The following is a 17,492-nucleotide window of genomic DNA, read 5'->3' as shown; positions in this document are numbered from 1 at the left end:
GGGCGGCGGGTCGATACGCCGCACCGGACGCCGTGCACTCACCGCGAGTGATGGAGCCAGATCACGCCGAGCGGCGGCAGCGTGATGCTTGCGCGAGCGGCACCGTCGCCCGCGGGCGCGGCGTTGACGATGCCGAAGTTGCCGACGCCCGAGCCGCCATACTCGACGGCGTCCGAGTTGAGGATCTCGGTCCAGACGCCGGCTTCCGGCATCTCGAGCTCGAAGTCGTGGACGGGCACGCCCGAGAAATTGCACAGCACAGCGACCGTGTTGCCGTGCCAGTCCGTGCGCGCGAAGGCGACGACGTTCGGGTTGTGCTGCGGACCGAACAGCCGCCGGAACGCGGCGCCGTCGTGATCGCGCGACCAGAGCGGTGCGTGCTCGCGGTAGGTCGCGTTGAGCACCGACACGAATGCCTGAAGCTGGGCGTGCAGCGGTTGGTCGAGAATCCACCAGTCGAGCGAGCGTCCCTCGGACCACTCCGAGATCTGCCCGAACTCCTGGCCCATGAAGAGCAGTTGCTTGCCCGGATGGCCCCACTGGAACCCGAGGAATGCGCGGGCATTCGCGAGCTTCTGCCAGTGGTCTCCGGGCATCCGTGACACCAGAGTGCCCTTGCCGTGCACGACCTCGTCGTGACTGATCGGCAGCACGAAGTTCTCGCTGAACGCGTAGACGAAGGTGAAGGTGATCTCGCCCTCGTGGTGCGCCCGGTACATCGGGTCTCGCCCGAAATACTGGAGCGTGTCGTTCATCCAGCCCATGTTCCACTTCAGTCCGAAGCCCAGTCCGCCCTGGCTGGTCGGGGCCGTCACACCGGGGTAGCTCGTGGATTCCTCGGCGATCATCGCGATACCGGGGTAGCGCTTGTACGCCGTCGCGTTGACCTCCTGCAGGAAGCCGATCGCCTCGAGGTTCTCGCGCCCGCCATGGATGTTCGGCGTCCACTCGCCTTCGTTGCGGGAGTAGTCGAGGTAGAGCATGGACGCGACGGCGTCGACGCGCAGACCGTCGACGTGGAACTCCTCGAACCAGTACAGGGCGTTCGCGACCAGGAAGTTGCGGACCTCGCGGCGACCGTAATCGAAGATGTACGTCCCCCAGTCCTTGTGCTCGCCGCGGTGGGGATCGGCGTGCTCGTAGAGCGGCCGTCCGTCGAATCGGGCCAGCGCGAACTCGTCCTTGGGGAAGTGCCCCGGGACCCAGTCCATGATCACGCCGATTCCCGCCTGGTGCAGCCGATCGATCAGGTGTCGCAGATCGTCCGGCGTGCCGAATCGGCTGGTCGGGGCGTAGTACCCCGTGACCTGGTAGCCCCACGAGCCCCCGAACGGGTGTTCCGCCAGCGGAAGGAATTCGACGTGGGTGAAGCCGAGTGAGGTGACGTGGCCGATGATGTCGTCGGCGGCGGTGCGGTACGTCAGGCCGGGGCGCCATGAACCGAGGTGGATCTCGTAGACCGACATGGGCTGGTCGACGGGCGTCGTGCGCGCGCGGCGTTCCATCCACTCGTCGTCCCGCCACTCGTGGCGCGCCTTGGTCACGACCGAGGCGGTTGCCGGCGGAACCTCGGCCCAGCGTGCCATCGGATCGGCTTTGATGATCCAGCGTCCGTCTCCCGTGAGGAGTTCGTACTTGTAGGCGGAGCCCTCGCCGACCGCCGGGACGAACAACTCCCACACGCCCGATCCACCCATCGAGCGCATCGGATGACTCTGGCCGTCCCAGCCGTTGAAGTCCCCGACGACCCGCACGGCCTGTGCGTTCGGCGCCCAGACGGCGAATGAGGTGCCCGCAACGCCCTGGTGATCGCGCAGGTGCGAACCGAGTACGCGCCAGAGCTCTTCGTGCCGCCCCTCGGCGATCAGGTGCAGATCGAGATCGCCGACGGTCGGAACGAAACGGTAGGGGTCATCGGCGGTCCACGCGGGTGCGGAGGCGTAGGTCGCCTCGATGCGGTACGGCACGGGGGCGCCGGGATGCGTGCCCTCCCAGATCCCGCTCCGCACGTGATCGAGAGCCGTGCGACCGCCGTCCGTGATCGCGGTCACCGTCTCGGCGAGGGGACGACGAACGCGAATCGTCGTGATCGCGTGGCCCGACGCATCCTGCCCGGCGTGATGCCCGAGCACACTGTGGGGCGAATAGTGCGAGCCCGTCGCCACCAGGTCGAGGTCGTTCTGCGACACGGTGTGTACTCCGTGCCCACGTGTCTCGTGCTCGGTCATCGGGGGCTCCTCACCATCAGAATGTGCACCGGCTCGGAGAAAGCATCGAGACGGACGTAGTTGCGGTCGCTCCAGGTCCACACGGCTCCCGAGACCAGGTCTTCGACCTCGAAGGTCTCGCCGGGCACCACGCCCCACTCCCGGGTGTCGAGATAGACGGTCGTTTCGCGCGCGGAGTGGGGGTCGACGTTCGCGACGACGATGAGCGTGTCGGACTCGCCCGTGGGGGTGAGCGCCGCATCGAGGTGCTTCGAGTAGACCAGGATCGCCTCGTCGTCGCTCCAGTGGATACGGATATTGCGCAGTTGCTGCAACGCGGGATGCTCGCCACGGACGCGATTCAGCATCCTGAGATACGGCGCGAGGGAATTGCCGGATGCCTCGGCACCGGCCCAATCGCGCGTCTTGTATTCGTACTTCTCGTTGTCGATGTTCTCTTCCGAGCCCGGTCGCGCAACGCTCTCGTACAGCTCGTATCCCGCGTAGACGCCGTAGGTCGGGGCGGCGGTGGCGGCAATGGCGGCACGCGTCTTGTAGGCGGCCCGGCCCCCGTATTGGAGGTACTCGGTGAGGATGTCGGGGGTGTTGACGAACAGGTTCGGACGCAGGAAGTCGGCCGTCTCGGTCGCGAGCCCCGTCAGGAACTCCTCGAGCTCCTTCTTCGTGTTTCGCCACGTGAAGTAGGTGTAACTCTGCTGGAATCCGGCCATCGCGAGTCCCTGCATGATCGCGGGGCGCGCGAAAGCCTCGGCGAGGAAGACGACACCGGGGTGTTCGGCACTCACAGTGCGGATCAGCCACTCCCAGAACTGCAGGGGTTTGGTGTGCGGGTTGTCGACGCGGAAGATCTCGACGCCCTGCGCGATCCAGTGCCGAAGCAGCCGCAGGGCTTCGGCGCGGATGCCGGGTCCGTCGTTGTCGAAGTTGATCGGATAGATGTCCTGATACTTCTTCGGCGGGTTCTCCGCGTACGCGATCGAGCCATCGGGCAGCGTCGTGAACCATTCGGGATGCTCCGTCACCCACGGGTGATCGGGCGAGGCCTGCAGCGCGAAGTCGATCGCGACCTCGATGCCCTCGGCGCGTGCCGCGCGCACGAACGCGCGGAAGTCGTTGAGCGTCCCGAGATCGGGGTGGATCGTGTCGTGCCCGCCCGCGGCGCCGCCGATCGCCCACGGCGAGCCCGGATCACCCGGTTCGGTCTCGAGTGAGTTGTTGCGCCCCTTGCGATGCGTTTCGCCGATCGGATGGATCGGCGGCAGGTAGAGAACGTCGAAGCCCATCGCGGCGACATCGGGCAGGCGCTTCATCGCGGTGCGGAACGTACCGCTCTTGACGCGTCCGTTCTTCAGGCGCTTCGCGCCCTCCGAACGGGGGAAGAACTCGTACCAGGCGCCCACCCCCGCGCGGCGGCGTTCCACGAGCAGCTCGCGCGTCGCGCCGATCGTCACGAGCGAGGCGACGGGGCGGGCCGCGAAGGATGCCGCGATCGAGGCGTCCTCGACGATCTCGAGCGCTTCGACATCCGTCACATCCGTGTCGCGAAGACGGGCAGCGGATGCCTGGAGCAGACGACGCTCGCCGGCCGGTCGGCTGCGTTCCGACGCGGCCCGCTCGAACAGGTCCGAGCCCATCCGACGCATCAGCGGTGCGTCGACGCCCGCGGCGATCTTCAGCCCGGCCGCATGGTGCCACGTCGCGTACTCGTCGGCGAAGGCCTCGAAACGGAAGGTCCACACGCCCTGTTCGAGCGGCGCGACGAGAACCCGCCAACGGTCGAAGCCGTCGTCGAGAGCCGTGAGCCGGTGCAACGACTCGTCACCGCCGGGGGAGAAGAGGCGCAGGTGCACGCCGATGCGATCGTGCCCCTCGCGGAACGCGGTCACGACGAACGGGACGGCCTCTGTCGCATAAGCCTTCGGCCGGTACAGGTCGCCCGGAACCGCCGGGTGCGGGTGGAACATCGGGATACGACCAGCCGCGGTCGTGCCCTCATCGGGCCACGCGACGGCGGGGCGGACGGGCAGGGCGGCGGCGCTCCGCCACGCTCGGGGGACAGCATTTGCAGAAGGGGCAGCCACACCCCGAACCTACCGTGCGTGCCCAGGCGACGATACGCCTTGCGCCGCCCGGCGAACGGTGTTATTCGGCGCGGAAGAGCCGCATCGACGTACCGGGCAACGGCACGAGATCACCCGGTTCGTAGGTCTCGGCGATCTCGGCCGGACGCTCGTCGATCGACGACCAGAGCTCGACGTAACGCGTCACCCCCTCGATGTCCGGCAGCGTGACGTCGATGGGCGACTCGTTGCCGTGGACCATGAGCAGGATCCGATTGAACGCCTCGTGCTCGGGGGTCGACGCCGCGACGTACTGAAGCGTCCGGTGCGCCGGGTTCGTCCAGCGATCGATCGACATCATGGCGCCGCTCTCGTCGTACCAGTCCATGACCGACGCGGAGGGGGTCGGCCGGTCCTGGACCGCGAAGCGGATCGGACGGAGCGCGGGGTTCTCGCCACGCAGCGTGATCAGACGACGGACGTGCGCCTGCAGGTCCTTCTGCCAATCGGCGTGGTCCCACGACAACCAGGTGAGGGTGGAATCGTGGCAGTACGCGTTGTTGTTGCCGCGCTGCGTGCGCCCGAACTCGTCCCCGGCGGTCAGCATCGGGATGCCCGAAGAGAGCAGGAGCGTGCCCAGTAGGTTTCGCATCGCCTTGCGTCGCGTCGCGAGGATGTGCGGATCGTCGGTCGGGCCTTCGGCGCCGTGGTTGAACGAGCGGTTGGTGTCCGCGCCGTCGCGGTTCTGCTCGCCGTTGGCGAGGTTGTGCTTGACGTCGTACGAGACGAGATCGCGGAGTGTGAACCCATCGTGGGCCGTGACGAAGTTGACGCTCGCGAGGGGCCCGCGCTCGTGCGAGAACGTGTTGGACGAACCGGCGAGGCGTGTCGCGAAGCCACCGATCCCGACAGGTGCCGTCGAGGCGCGTCTGGCGTAGTCGACGTCCGAGAGCCAGAAGTTGCGGACCCGGTCGCGATAGCGGTCGTTCCACTCACTCCAGCCGGCGCCGAAGTTGCCGGTCTGCCAGCCGCCCATGCCGACATCCCACGGCTCGGCGATCATCTTGACGTCGGCGAGCGCGGGGTCGTCCAGGATGGTGCGCAGCAGCGGGTGGTCCGGCGTGAAGTGATGCTGCGCGTCGCGGCCGAGGGTCGCGGCGAGGTCGAAACGGAACCCGTCGATCTGCAGGTCGTTCGCCCAGTAGCGGAGGGAATCGAGGATGAGGCGCGCCGAGGCATCCGTCGCCGTGTTCACGGCGTTGCCGCAGCCCGTCTCGTCGACGTAGGTGCCGTCATCGAGCTGGCGGTAGTACGAGCGGTTGTCGATGCCGCGGAAGCTCGACCGCGGTCCGCCCACGCCCTCTTCCGCCGTGTGGTTGTAGACGACGTCGAGGATGACCTCGAGTCCGGCCTCGTGCAGCAGGCGCACCATGCCCTTGAACTCGCGCAGGATCGCCTCGGGGCCCTCGCGTCGGCTGGCCTCGGTGGCGTACGCGGCGTGCGGGGTGAAGAAGTTGAGGGTGTTGTATCCCCAGTAGTTGCTGAGCCCGAGCTGGTGGAGGCGGGGTTCGCTCGCGAACGCGTGGACGGGCAGCAACTCGACGCTCGTGACGCCCAGGCCCTGGAGGTACTCGATCATCGCCGGGTTGGCGAGGCCCGCGTACGTGCCGTGGAGTGCGGGTGTGATCGCGGGATGGCGCTTGGTCAGACCCTTGAGATGTTCCTCGTAGATGACGGTGCGGTCGAGAGGTACGCGGGGTTTCTGGACTCCGCCCCAGTCGAACGATCCGTCGATTGCGACCGAGCGCCAGTCGCTGAACCCGCCGGACACCAGGCCACGGGCGTAGGGATCGAGCAGAAGGGTGCGGGGGTTGAAGGTGTTGCCGGGGCCGGTCGGGCCGCTGACGCGAATCGCGTAGCGCGTGCCGGGTCGGAGCAGCGGCGTGGTGACCTCCCACACCGAACCGCCGACGAGGCGCAGGGGAATCGTGTCAATGATCCAGTCGAGGTCGGTGTCGTCGAAGATCACGAGCTCGATGCCGTCGGCATGCCCCGACCACACGCGCAACCGACCGCCGTCGGACGTATACGTGACGCCGAGGTCATCGAGCGCGGGCGAGAGAAGTCCGGCGGGCGCGTCGGTCGTCGGTGTCGGGCTGACCATGGGGACAACCCTAACCAGCGCGTGAGTCCTGCGCGTTACGCGGAGGGGGACGTCCTCTCGGCGCACAGGCGTTCGTCGGGGCTCGGCGCGCACGCGTGCGTCTGAAGCCGCCGTGCCGCCGATATGTGAGAGTTGTGGGGTGAACGCCTACCTCGACCACGCGGCGACGACCCCGCTGCGGGCCGAGGCGCGTGCGGCGTGGCTCGAGGCATCCGCGGTCGTCGGCAACGCGTCGTCGATCCACGGTGCCGGCCAGTCCGCGCGGCGCCTGCTCGAGGACGCCCGTGATCGGCTTGCCGCCGCCCTCGACTGCCAGCCCATCGAGGTCGTCTTCACCTCGGGCGGGACCGAATCGATCAACCTGGCCCTCACGGGACTGCTGCGCGCCCGGCGTGCTGCGACCGGGCGCAACCTCCTCGTGGTGCCCGAGGGCGAGCACCACGCGACCCTCGACACGGTCCGCTGGCTCGAGACGAGCGGCGAGGCGGACGCGCGGTCGGTGCCGATCGACGCCGATGCCCGCATCGACCGGGACGCATGGAGCGTCGCTCTCGCGGACGAGCGGGTCGCGGTCGCGACGCTGCTCGGTGCCAACAACGAGGTGGGCTCGCTGCAGCCGGTGGCCGAGGCATCCGTCGCGGCATCCGATGCGGGCGTTCCCCTGCACGTCGACGCGGTCGGCACCTTCGGGCATGTGCCCCTGTCGTTTCGGGAGCTGCGCGGCGGGGCAGAGGGTGGCGCGGGGCTCGTCGCGCTGAGCGCGTCGGCGCACAAGATCGGCGGGCCGGTCGGGGTCGGGGCTCTTGTCGTGTCGCGGCACGTCACGCTCGAGGCGCTGCTGCATGGCGGCGGGCAGCAGCGGGGGCTGCGGGCGGGCACGCAGGATGTCGCGGGCGCCGTGGCCTTCTCCGTTGCCGCCGAGCTCGCGGTCGCCGAGTTGTCGGCGGAGGCCGTCCGGATCGGCGCGTTGCGTGACGAACTGGAGGCCGGTCTGCGGGCCACGATTCCCGATGTGGTCGTCTCGGCGAGCGGCGCGGATCGTCTTCCGGGGCACGTGCACGTCGTGCTGCCGGGCGCGCAGGGCGACTCGCTGCTGCTGCTGCTCGACGCCGCAGGCGTGGCCGTGTCGACCGGATCGGCATGTCAGGCCGGCGTGCCCGAGCCATCCCACGTCCTGCTGTCCATGGGCGTCGCGCCGGACATCGCGGCGGGTGCGCTCCGGTTCACCCTCGGCCGAACGTCGACGCCGGCAGACGTGGCGGCGCTGCTCGCGGCGCTCCCGTCGGCGTACGACCGCGCCCGGCGCGCGGGTCTGTCGTCCCGCACTCCGCGCGGCTGACGCGCGCGCATCGTGCTCGGCTGTCACACAACGGTGCTCCCGACCCGGCCGGGCGTCGATGTTCGACGAGCGGAGCGGCCCGCGCACAGGAGGCCCGCGTAGAATCGACGAATGCGTGTTCTCGCGGCGATGAGCGGTGGTGTCGACTCCGCGGTGGCCACCGCGCGCGCCGTCGATGCCGGACACGACGTCACGGGCGTTCACCTCGCCCTCTCGCGCGCCGGGGGGACGCTGCGCGCGGGGAGTCGCGGATGCTGCACGATCGAGGACGCGATGGACGCCCGTCGCGCGGCCGACCGTCTCGGCATCCCCTTCTACGTCTGGGACTTCTCGGAGCGCTTTCGCGACGACGTCATCGAGGACTTCGTCAACGAGTACGCCGCGGGTCGCACGCCGAACCCGTGCATGCGCTGCAACGAACGGATCAAGTTCGCCGCGGTACTGGAGAAGGCGCTCGACCTGGGTTTCGACGCCGTGGTCACGGGTCACTACGCGATCGTTCGGACCGGGGCATCCGGTGAACTCGAGCTGCACCGCGCGAGCGACGCCGCGAAGGATCAGTCCTACGTGCTGGGCGTGCTGACGGCGGAGCAACTGCCGCACACGCTCTTCCCGCTGGGTGAGACCCCCTCGAAGGCGCTCGTGCGGGCCGAGGCCGAGGCGCGCGGGCTGACCGTGGCGCAGAAGCCCGATAGCCACGACATCTGCTTCATCCCCGACGGCGACACGCGCGGCTGGCTGGCCGACCGCGTCGGCGCGGCGCCCGGCGACATCGTCGACGCATCCGGTGCCGTCGTCGGCGCGCACGAGGGCGCTCATGCGTTCACGGTCGGGCAGCGGCGCGGCCTCGCACTCGGTGTGCCCGCGGCCGACGGCAAGCCCCGGTTCGTGCTCGAGGTGCGTCCCGTGTCCAACACGGTCGTCGTCGGGCCGCGCGAGGCGCTGGCGATCGGCGAGATCTCCGGCGCACGGTTCACCTGGGCGGGATCCGCGGCGTTGTCCGTCGGGTCGGATCTGGCCTGCCATGTGCAGATCCGCGCCCATGCCGACCCTGTGCCCGCGACCCTGAGCTTCCTCGAGGGGGACGAGATCGACGGCGAGCCGATGCCGCGTCTCGTCGTGCATCCGGATGTGCCGCTCGACGGCGTCGCTCCCGGCCAGACCGCTGTGCTGTACAGCGGTACACGCGTGCTCGGGCAGTTCACGATCGACCGAACGGTTTCGGCGGTCCCCGCGGGCGTCTGACCCGCTTCGGCTGCGCATTCTCGCATCCGCTCCTTCGATCGATCGCGCGGATGCCGCGAACCGTAGCCGTCGTGTGGCCCGGGCACCCGAGACGCCGCGAACGGTCGCGATTCGCCGTGTGACGTCGCCGTGTGACGTCGTATCGCGACCGCTCGCGGAGCGCGGGCTGGGGTGGTCTGGCGGGACGGGACGCGAGACGGGCGGGTCGCGCCGGGCGGAGGACGGATGTCGGGGGCCGAACCTAAACTGAACCGGTGGCATCCGATATCTCCGAGCAGCCCGAAGCATCCGAGCTTCCCGATCTGACCCTCGAGCAGGCGCGTGACGCGTCGCGAGACCTCACCGAGCGGATCATGGGGGCGCGCGACGCGTACTACGGACGGGATGCGGAACTCGTCGATGACGCGACGTATGACGCCTGGATGCGTCGGCTCGAGGAGATCGAGCGGCTGTACCCCGAACTGCAGGGCCAGGATTCGCCGACCCTGACGATCGGAGCCGCGCAGGGGACGCAGTTCGCGCCGGTCGAACATGCCGAGCGGATGCTGAGCCTCGACAACGTCTTCTCGCTGGACGAGCTCCGCGAGTGGTGTGCGAAGGCACAGGCGGGGGCCGGTCGTGCGGTGAGATGGCTGACCGAGCTGAAGATCGACGGCCTGGCGGTCAGCCTGCGCTACGAGAACGGCGTCCTGACGTCGGCGGCCACACGCGGCGATGGGCGCGTCGGCGAGGATGTGACGTTCAACGCCGTGCGGGTGCACGGCATCCCGATGCGTCTCGCGGGCACCGGGCATCCGCCCCTCGTCGAAGTCCGCGGTGAGGTCTTCATCCCGGTCGCTGCTTTCGCGGCACTCAACGCGTTGCAGGCCGAGATGCGTGATCGCGCGGTCGAAGAGACACGCGCGCGTTCGCGCGCCTTCGACGAAGAGAAGGCACTCGTCAGCGCGGAACGGCGGTTTCCCTCCTTCGCCAATCCGCGCAACGCGGCCAGCGGCGGACTTCGTCAGCAACTCGACAAGAAAGACGGACTCGAACTCGAGGCGGGTCAGGCACGCCTGGACTCTCTTCGCCTCTTCGTGCACGGCATCGGGGCGTGGGCCAGCCCGCCCGTCGGCTCCCAGAGCGAGATCTACGGCCTGCTGAAGGAGTGGGGGCTTCCCGTGAGCCCCTATTTCCGGACGACGGATTCGATCGACGGGGTGACGGCCTTCGTCGAGCACTACGGCGAACACCGCCACGACGTCGAGCATGAGATCGACGGCATCGTCGTGAAGGTAGACGAACTCGCGCTGCATGACGAGCTCGGCGCCACGAGCCGCGCGCCGCGCTGGGCGATCGCCTACAAGTACCCGCCCGAACAGGTCAATACGAAACTGCTCGACATCGTCGTCTCGGTCGGACGCACGGGCCGGGCGACCCCGTTCGCGGTGATGGCCCCCGTCCGCGTGGCGGGATCCGTCGTGCGTCAGGCGACGCTCCACAATCAGGATGTCGTCCGCGCGAAGGGTGTTCTGATCGGTGACACCGTCGTTCTGCGGAAGGCGGGCGACGTCATCCCCGAGGTGCTCGGGCCCGTCGTCGAACTTCGCGACGGGTCGGAGCGCGCGTTCGTGATGCCCCGGGAGTGCCCCGAGTGCGGCTGGCCGCTCGCCCCGGCGAAGGAGGGTGACGTCGATCTGCGCTGCCCCAACACCCGGGCCTGCCCCGCGCAGGTCCGCGGCCGGGTGGAGCACATCGGATCACGGGGGGCGCTCGACATCGAGGCGCTCGGTGAGGTGACGGCCGCCGCGCTCACGCAGCCGTCGAAGCCGAGAACCCCACCTCTGGAGACCGAGGCGGCCCTGTTCGACCTCACCCTCGAGCAGCTCGTGCCGATCGAGGTGATCGTCCGGGATGCCGAGACGGGCGAGCCGCGCGTCGACGAGAGAACGGGGAAGCGGGTCCGCCGCGCGCCGTTCCGCCGCAATCCCTCTCCCGCCGAGAAGAAGCAGGGACTCACCGGGCCTCAGCCATCCGCTCAGGCGATCACGCTTCTCGAGGAGCTGCAGAAAGCGAAGTCGAAAGATCTGTGGCGCTTCCTCGTGGCGTTCAACATCCGTCACGTCGGTCCCGTCGCAGCGCGTGCACTGGCGCAGTGGTTCGGCTCGGTCGACGAGATCCGTGCGGCCTCGCACGAAGAGCTCGCTGCCGTCGAGGGCGTCGGCGACATCATCGCGGACGCACTGATCGACTGGTTCGAGGTCGACTGGCACCAGGAGATCGTCGAGCGGTGGGCGGCCGCAGGCGCCCAGTTCGCCACGCCGGGTCACCCCGGTCCCGGCGCCGCGGTCGCGGCGGGCGGGGTACTCGAGGGCATCACCGTCGTCGCGACGGGGTCGCTCGAGGGTTACACCCGCGAGGGCGCGCAAGAGGCGATCATCGCGGCCGGAGGAAAGTCCGCCTCGAGCGTTTCGAAGAAGACCGACTTCGTCGCCGCGGGTCCGGGTGCGGGCTCGAAGCTCGGCAAGGCCGAGGAGCTGGGCGTGCGCATCATCGACGCCGAGCAGTTCCGGCTGCTGGTGACGCAGGGGCCGGCGGCGCTCGACGCGCTCGATCCCGACGCGGGGTAGCGGGTCTAGCGCCCCGCGTTCAGCTTCAGGAGCGACTCGCGCACCTGTCGGCGGAGCACCTTGCCGATCAGGGACTTGGGCAGCTCGTCGACGACGAAGATCCGGCGCGGCACTTTGTAGGGCGTCAAGATGCCGCGCGCGAACTCGCGCACGGATTCCTCGTCGATTGTCGCGCCCGCGACGGGCACGATGGCGGCGACGACCTCTTCCCCCGAGCGCTCGTTCGGCAACCCGACGACGGCCGCATCCTCCACATCGGGGTGCTGACGCAGCGCGATCTCCACCTCGGTCGGCGCCACGTTGAAGCCGCCCGTGATGATGAGCTCCTTGATCCGGTCGACGATGCGGACGAACCCCGCCTCGTCGATCGTCACGATGTCGCCGGTGCGAAACCATCCGTCGACGAACACTCTGCCGGTCTCTTCGGGCTTGCCGTAGTAGCCCGAGAAGACCTGCGGTCCGCGCACGAGCAGTTCGCCGCGCTCACCGGCGGGCACATCGCGCGTGGGTTCGTCCGGGTCGACGACCCGGCACTCGGTGCCCGGGAGCGGGAGGCCGACCGTGCCCGGGACGCGGTTGTCGGCCACCGGGTTGGCCATGAGCACGGGGGAGCACTCGCTCAGCCCGTATCCTTCGACGAGGTACCCGCCGGAGGCTGCCTCGAAGGGCACGACGAGCTCATGGGGCAGGGCCATCGCGCCCGAGATCGCGACCTCGGTGCCGGCGAGTGAGACGCCCTTCTCGAGGGCGGCCTTCAACAGACGCTCCGCAATCGGCGGCACGAGCGGCAGGAAGGTGGCCGGATGCTTCTTGGTGACGGCCAGCACCATGTCGGGATCGAAGCGCGGGAACAGGACGAGCCGCGCGCCCATCGACATCGCGAATGTCAGGCACAGGGTCAGACCGTAGGCGTGGAACATCGGCAGGACGGCGTAGACGACGCATCCCTCTCCGCGTCGGATCGACGGGACCCACGCGCGCGACTGCGCGGCATTCGAGAGCAGGTTGCGGTGCGTGAGCGAGGCGCCCTTCGGGGTCCCCGTGGTGCCGCTCGTGTACTGGATGATCGCGAGGTCGTCGGTTTCGGGCTTCGGGACGGTCGAGGGCAGCGGATCGGCCGACACGAGGGTCTCCCACGGCACCGTGCCGCGAACACGTGTCGTGAGCGCCTCGCGTGCCTCGCGTGCCTTGCTGATCGGAAGCCTGAGAGCGATCCGGGTGCGCGCAGGCATCGCGCGCGTCACATCGACCGAGACGATGGTCTGCTGCTCCAGGTCGGCGGGAAACTCCTGCAGGGTCTGGACGACCTTGTTCCAGGCGATGGTGTGCACCGCGCCGTGGTCTTCGAACTGTTTGCGCAGCTCGCGCGGTGTGTACAACGGGTTGTGCTCGACGACGACCGCGCCGAGGCGCAGTACGGCGTAGAACGCGACGATGTGCTGCGGGCAGTTCGGCAGCACGATCGCGACGGGGTCGCCCCGCTTCACGCCCCGGGCGCGGAGTCCCGCGGCGGCGCGCTCGATCTGCTGCTGCAGCTCCCGGTAGGACGTGGTGCGTCCGAAGAACTGCAGGGCCGGAGCATCCGGATAGTCCCGTGCGGACGCCTCGACGATGTCGACGAGCGAGCCCGATACGGGTTCGAGGTCGTGCGGGACTCCGTCGGCGTAGCTCTGGATCCACGGCCTGGGCGGCTCATATGTCGTCGTCACGTCGCCAGCCTATTGCGGTGCGTGCGTCGATCGGGTGGGCCGCGCGGTGCGGTCCGGCGACACACCCCATGTGCGGCGCGATACCCTGTGGCGCGGGGTGTTTTTGCCGCGGGATGGGTGTTTCGCTGGGGGATGCGGGGTCAGGGCACCGGTACTAGCGCAGGCGCAGGGGAGCGGCAGGCCCGACGCCTAGAATGGGGCAGTGTCTGAAATCACCCCCGAACTCGTGCGCCATCTGGGCGTGCTCGCCCGGATCCAGCTGACAGACGAGGAGGTGGACCGCCTCACGGGCGAACTCGACGTCATCGTCGACAACATCGCCAAGGTGTCGCAGGTCGCCACCCCGGACGTCCCCGCGACGAGTCACCCCGTTCCCCTCGAGAACGTCTTCCGTCCCGACGTCGTCAGCGAGACGCTGACCCTCGAGCAGGCCCTCCAGAATGCCCCGGATGCAGCAGACGGGCGTTTTCGCGTGACCGCGATCATGGGGGAGGAGCAGTGAGCGATCTCACGCGGCTGAGCGCCGCGGCGCTGGCCGACGCCCTCGCGAAGGGCGAGGTCTCGAGCGTCGACGCGACCCGCGCACACCTCGATCGGATCGCCGCCGTCGACGGTGACGTTCACGCGTTCCTCCACGTCAGCGATCACGCCCTGGACGTTGCCGCCGACATCGACCGCCGCCGCGCGGCGGGTGAGGAGCTCGGCCCCCTCGCCGGTGTGCCCCTCGCGATCAAGGACGTGCTCGTCACGACGGACATGCCCTCGACCAGCGGCTCGCGCATCCTCGAGGGCTACATGTCACCCTTCGATGCCACCGTCGTCGCGCGGTCGCGCGCCGCGGGACTCGTGCCGCTCGGCAAGACCAACATGGACGAGTTCGCCATGGGGTCGTCGACCGAGCACTCCGCCTACGGGCCGACGCACAACCCGTGGGATCTCGAGCGCGTTCCGGGCGGCTCGGGTGGCGGGTCCGCCGCGGCCGTCGCGGCGTTCGAGGCGCCTCTCGCGCTCGGCTCGGACACGGGCGGCTCCATCCGCCAGCCCGCACACCTCACCGGCACCGTGGGCGTGAAGCCGACGTACGGCGGGGTCAGCCGGTATGGCGCGATCGCCCTCGCCTCGAGCCTCGACCAGGTCGGTCCCGTCACGCGCTCGGTGCTCGACGCGGGCCTGCTCCACGACGTCATCGGTGGGCACGACCACCGTGACTCCACCTCGCTGACGGATGTCTGGCCGTCGTTCGCCGAGGCCGCTCGCAGCGGCGCCCGCGGTGACGTTCTCAAGGGTTTGCGCGTCGGCGTGGTCCGCGAGTTGCCCGACAGCGGATTCCAGGCAGGTGTCTCGGAATCCTTCCGCGCATCGCTCGCGCTGCTCGAGGCGAACGGGGCCGAGATCGTCGAGATCAGCGCCCCGCACTTCGAGTACGGTGTGGCCGCCTACTACCTGATCCTGCCGGCCGAGGCGTCCAGCAACCTGGCCAAGTTCGACTCGGTCCGCTTCGGCATGCGGGTCACCCCGCACGCCAACTCGACGGTCGAGGATGTCATGGCCGCGACCCGCGAGGCGGGCTTCGGCGATGAGGTCAAGCGCCGCATCATTCTCGGCACCTATGCGCTCTCGGCGGGGTACTACGACGCATACTACGGCTCGGCGCAGAAGGTCCGCACGCTGATTCAGCGCGACTTCGACGCGGCGTTCGGCACCGTCGACGTGATCGCGACCCCGTCGGCCCCGACGACCGCGTTCCGCCTCGGGGAACGCGTCGACGACCCGTTGCAGATGTATCTGAACGACGTCACGACCATTCCGGCGAACCTCGCCGGTGTGCCCGGCATCTCGATCCCGTCGGGCTTGGCAGAAGAAGACGGCCTGCCCGTCGGCATCCAGTTCCTCGCGCCCGTCCGCGAGGACGCGCGTCTGTACCGCGTCGGCGCGGCGCTCGAGGCGCTGCTCGAGGATGCCTGGGGCGGACCGTTGCTCGATCGGGCGCCCGCGCTCACCACCCGAGGAGGGGTTTCCTGATGGCCAAGGCCCCGCTGATGGACTTCGACAAGGCTCTCGAACTGTTCGAGCCCGTACTGGGCTTCGAGGTGCACGTCGAACTCAACACCGCGACCAAGATGTTCTCGACCGCACCGAACTCGTTCGGTCGCCCCGCGAACACCGACCTGGCACCGGTCGACCTGGGACTGCCCGGTTCGCTGCCGGTCGTGAACGAGCAGGCCGTCCGCTACTCGATCAGCCTGGGTCTCGCCCTCGGCTGCCAGATCGCTCCATCGAGCCGCTTCGCGCGCAAGAACTACTTCTACCCCGATCTGGGCAAGAACTACCAGATCTCGCAGTACGACGAGCCGATCGCCTTCGAGGGCAGCGTGACCGTCGAGCTCGAGGACGGTACCGAGGTCGTCGTGCCGATCGAACGCGCGCACATGGAAGAGGATGCGGGCAAGCTCACCCACGTCGGGGGCGCGACCGGACGCATCCAGGGTGCCGAGTATTCGCTCGTCGACTACAACCGCGCGGGCGTCCCGCTCGTCGAGATCGTGACCAAGCCGATCTACGGGGCGGAGCACCGCGCGCCCGAGATCGCCAAGGCGTACGTGCAGACGATCCGCGACATCGTGCTGGCGCTCGATATCTCGGACGCGAAGATGGAGCGCGGCAACCTCCGCTGCGACGCGAACGTGTCGCTGCGCCCGCGCGGTCAAGAGAAGCTCGGCACGCGCACCGAGACGAAGAACGTCAACTCGATGCGCTCGGTCGAGCGTGCCGTTCGGTACGAGATCCAGCGTCAGGCCGCGATCCTCGCCTCGGGCGGCACGATCAGGCAGGAGACGCGACACTGGCACGAAGACACCGGCACGACGTCGCCCGGTCGTCCGAAGTCGGATGCCGACGACTACCGCTACTTCCCGGAGCCCGATCTGCTTCCCGTGGTGCCCGCGCCCGAGCTGATCGAAGAGCTGCGTGCCGCGCTGCCCGAGGCTCCGCCCGCTCGGCGCCGTCGGCTGAAGGCCGAGTGGGGCTTCACGGACCTCGAGTTCCAGGATGTTGCCAACAACGGTCTTCTTGCCGAGGTCGCCGCGACCATCGAGGCCGGCGCTTCGCCGACCGCGGCACGCAAGTGGTGGACGGGCGAGATCACGCGTCTCGCGAACGTCGCCGGGCGAGAGGCATCCGATCTGATCGCACCCGCGGATGTCGCGGCCGTGCAGGCTCTCGTGGATGCCGGAACCCTCAATGACAAACTTGCGCGCCAGGTGCTCGAGGGCGTCATCGCGGGGGAGGGGGGCCCGCAAGAGGTCGTGGACGCGCGTGGCCTGGCCGTCGTCTCGGACGACGGCGCCCTGATCGCCGCCATCGACGAGGCGCTGAAGGCGCAGCCCGATGTTCTGGAGAAGATTCGCGACGGCAAGGTTCAGGCGGCCGGTGCGGTGATCGGCGCGGTCATGAAGGCCATGCGCGGTCAGGCCGACGCGGCCCGCGTGCGCGAACTGGTCCTGGAGCGCGCCGCCCAGCTGTAGCGATCATGCCTGCCGCTCGAAGGCGGCCAGGTGGTTCTCGGAGGCGGTGAGCAGCCGTTTCAGCAGGGCGGCGATGTCAGCGGGCGCTCCGGGGATCGTGGCGGAGAGGTCGGCGATGTCGGTCTTCTCGATCGTGATGCCCACCTGGATCGCGTCCGCCAGCGACCGCGATCCGAGGGCGATCAGGTCGTCGTACATCGCCTGGAGCGATGCGTCGGTGAAGACTGCGAGCTCGTCGGTACGAGGGTCCGCGAGATCGTATGCGGGGAGGATTTCGGCGACCGCACCCTCGTGAGTGGTCTCGGATGCGGCGATGTTGGAGAAGACCCTGACGTCCCACATCTCGCCGAGCGCGGTGTACACGTCGTGTGCGAGCTTCTCTTCTTCGATCAGGTACGGCAGCCGTGATTCGGCCGACGCGGCCGGATCTGTCGGTTCGCTGGGCGCGGTGTCCTGCGCGGCACACTCGACGCGCTCCTGGGTCGCTGCGACCGTCCCTTCTGCCGCGGTGTCGTCTGCTGAGCAGCCCGCCAGGACGAGGGTGGACAGGGCGACGAACGACAGGGCGAGTGTCGTCAGCGACCGCGTTCGGGTGGGTCCGGTGTTCATCTCAT

The 17,492-nt window shown here is 69.0% G+C and carries 11 protein-coding genes; 6 read left to right on the top strand and 5 right to left on the bottom strand.

Going from position 1 to position 17,492, the window contains the following annotated elements:
* Positions 1 to 38: 38 nt before the first annotated feature.
* The 3 genes from glgB to glgX form a co-directional block, all read right to left on the bottom strand.
* Positions 39 to 2,228, bottom strand: a complete 2,190-nt coding sequence (gene glgB, locus CGU35_RS07190; protein ID WP_100810843.1) for a 1,4-alpha-glucan branching protein GlgB — start codon at positions 2,226 to 2,228, stop codon at positions 39 to 41.
* On the bottom strand, positions 2,225 to 4,192 hold the full coding sequence (locus CGU35_RS07185) for a maltotransferase domain-containing protein (RefSeq protein WP_100810842.1): 1,968 nt from the start codon (positions 4,190 to 4,192) through the stop codon (positions 2,225 to 2,227). The genes glgB and CGU35_RS07185 overlap by 4 nt, the downstream gene beginning before the upstream one ends.
* 178 nt (positions 4,193 to 4,370) lie before the next feature.
* Positions 4,371 to 6,452, bottom strand: a complete 2,082-nt coding sequence (gene glgX / locus CGU35_RS07180; protein WP_100810841.1) for a glycogen debranching protein GlgX — start codon at positions 6,450 to 6,452, stop codon at positions 4,371 to 4,373.
* Between the two features lie 139 nt (positions 6,453 to 6,591).
* Between glgX and CGU35_RS07175 the strand changes: the two genes are divergently transcribed.
* The 3 genes from CGU35_RS07175 to ligA all read left to right on the top strand — a co-directional run bounded on the left by CGU35_RS07175 (position 6,592) and on the right by ligA (position 11,645).
* Complete coding sequence (locus tag CGU35_RS07175; protein WP_100810840.1) at positions 6,592 to 7,791, top strand: cysteine desulfurase family protein; 1,200 nt, start codon at positions 6,592 to 6,594, stop codon at positions 7,789 to 7,791.
* 111 nt (positions 7,792 to 7,902) lie between these two features.
* Positions 7,903 to 9,036 carry a tRNA 2-thiouridine(34) synthase MnmA gene (gene mnmA / locus CGU35_RS07170; RefSeq protein WP_100810839.1) on the top strand — a complete coding sequence of 378 codons (1,134 nt, stop codon included), beginning with the start codon at positions 7,903 to 7,905 and terminating at the stop codon, positions 9,034 to 9,036.
* Between the two features lie 353 nt (positions 9,037 to 9,389).
* On the top strand, positions 9,390 to 11,645 hold the full coding sequence (gene ligA, locus CGU35_RS07165) for an NAD-dependent DNA ligase LigA (RefSeq protein ID WP_232711235.1): 2,256 nt from the start codon (positions 9,390 to 9,392) through the stop codon (positions 11,643 to 11,645).
* A gap of 5 nt (positions 11,646 to 11,650) precedes the next feature.
* Here the strand turns inward: ligA and CGU35_RS07160 are convergent, their stop codons facing one another.
* On the bottom strand, positions 11,651 to 13,354 hold the full coding sequence (locus CGU35_RS07160) for a long-chain-fatty-acid--CoA ligase (protein ID WP_100810838.1): 1,704 nt from the start codon (positions 13,352 to 13,354) through the stop codon (positions 11,651 to 11,653).
* Between the two features lie 202 nt (positions 13,355 to 13,556).
* On the opposite strand from CGU35_RS07160, the gene gatC reads away from it, so the two are divergent.
* From gatC to gatB, 3 genes are read left to right on the top strand one after another with little or no spacing between them, the layout of a single operon-like run.
* Positions 13,557 to 13,856 (top strand): Asp-tRNA(Asn)/Glu-tRNA(Gln) amidotransferase subunit GatC, encoded by a 300-nt coding sequence (gatC, locus tag CGU35_RS07155; RefSeq protein ID WP_100810837.1) that lies wholly within the window; start codon positions 13,557 to 13,559, stop codon positions 13,854 to 13,856.
* A complete protein-coding gene (gene gatA, locus CGU35_RS07150; protein WP_100810836.1) occupies positions 13,853 to 15,376 on the top strand; it encodes an Asp-tRNA(Asn)/Glu-tRNA(Gln) amidotransferase subunit GatA in 1,524 nt (507 codons plus the stop codon). The genes gatC and gatA overlap by 4 nt, the downstream gene beginning before the upstream one ends.
* Positions 15,376 to 16,878 carry an Asp-tRNA(Asn)/Glu-tRNA(Gln) amidotransferase subunit GatB gene (gene gatB / locus CGU35_RS07145; RefSeq protein WP_100810835.1) on the top strand — a complete coding sequence of 501 codons (1,503 nt, stop codon included), beginning with the start codon at positions 15,376 to 15,378 and terminating at the stop codon, positions 16,876 to 16,878. Before gatA ends, gatB begins: the two co-directional genes overlap by 1 nt.
* 3 nt (positions 16,879 to 16,881) lie before the next feature.
* Here gatB and CGU35_RS07140 read toward each other — a convergent pair whose 3' ends face one another.
* The gene (locus CGU35_RS07140; protein ID WP_157813912.1) at positions 16,882 to 17,487 is read right to left on the bottom strand and encodes a DUF2202 domain-containing protein; all 606 of its coding nucleotides are present in this window, start codon (positions 17,485 to 17,487) and stop codon (positions 16,882 to 16,884) included.
* Positions 17,488 to 17,492 lie beyond the last annotated feature (5 nt).

Source organism: Microbacterium sp. BR1 (assembly GCF_002812725.1).
Taxonomy (GTDB): Bacteria; Actinomycetota; Actinomycetes; order Actinomycetales; family Microbacteriaceae; genus Microbacterium.
Note: the sequence above shows the minus strand (reverse complement) of the source record. Positions and strands in the feature narration are given on the sequence as shown.

Coding starts and splice junctions, on each gene's coding strand:
- glgB (WP_100810843.1), bottom strand. CDS start 2,228: ATGACCGAGCACGAGACACGTGGGCACGGAGTACACACCGTGTCGCAG.
- CGU35_RS07185 (WP_100810842.1), bottom strand. CDS start 4,192: ATGTTCCACCCGCACCCGGCGGTTCCGGGCGACCTGTACCGGCCGAAG.
- glgX (WP_100810841.1), bottom strand. CDS start 6,452: ATGGTCAGCCCGACACCGACGACCGACGCGCCCGCCGGACTTCTCTCG.
- mnmA (WP_100810839.1), top strand. CDS start 7,903: ATGCGTGTTCTCGCGGCGATGAGCGGTGGTGTCGACTCCGCGGTGGCC.
- ligA (WP_232711235.1), top strand. CDS start 9,390: ATGGGGGCGCGCGACGCGTACTACGGACGGGATGCGGAACTCGTCGAT.
- gatB (WP_100810835.1), top strand. CDS start 15,376: ATGGCCAAGGCCCCGCTGATGGACTTCGACAAGGCTCTCGAACTGTTC.
- CGU35_RS07140 (WP_157813912.1), bottom strand. CDS start 17,487: ATGAACACCGGACCCACCCGAACGCGGTCGCTGACGACACTCGCCCTG.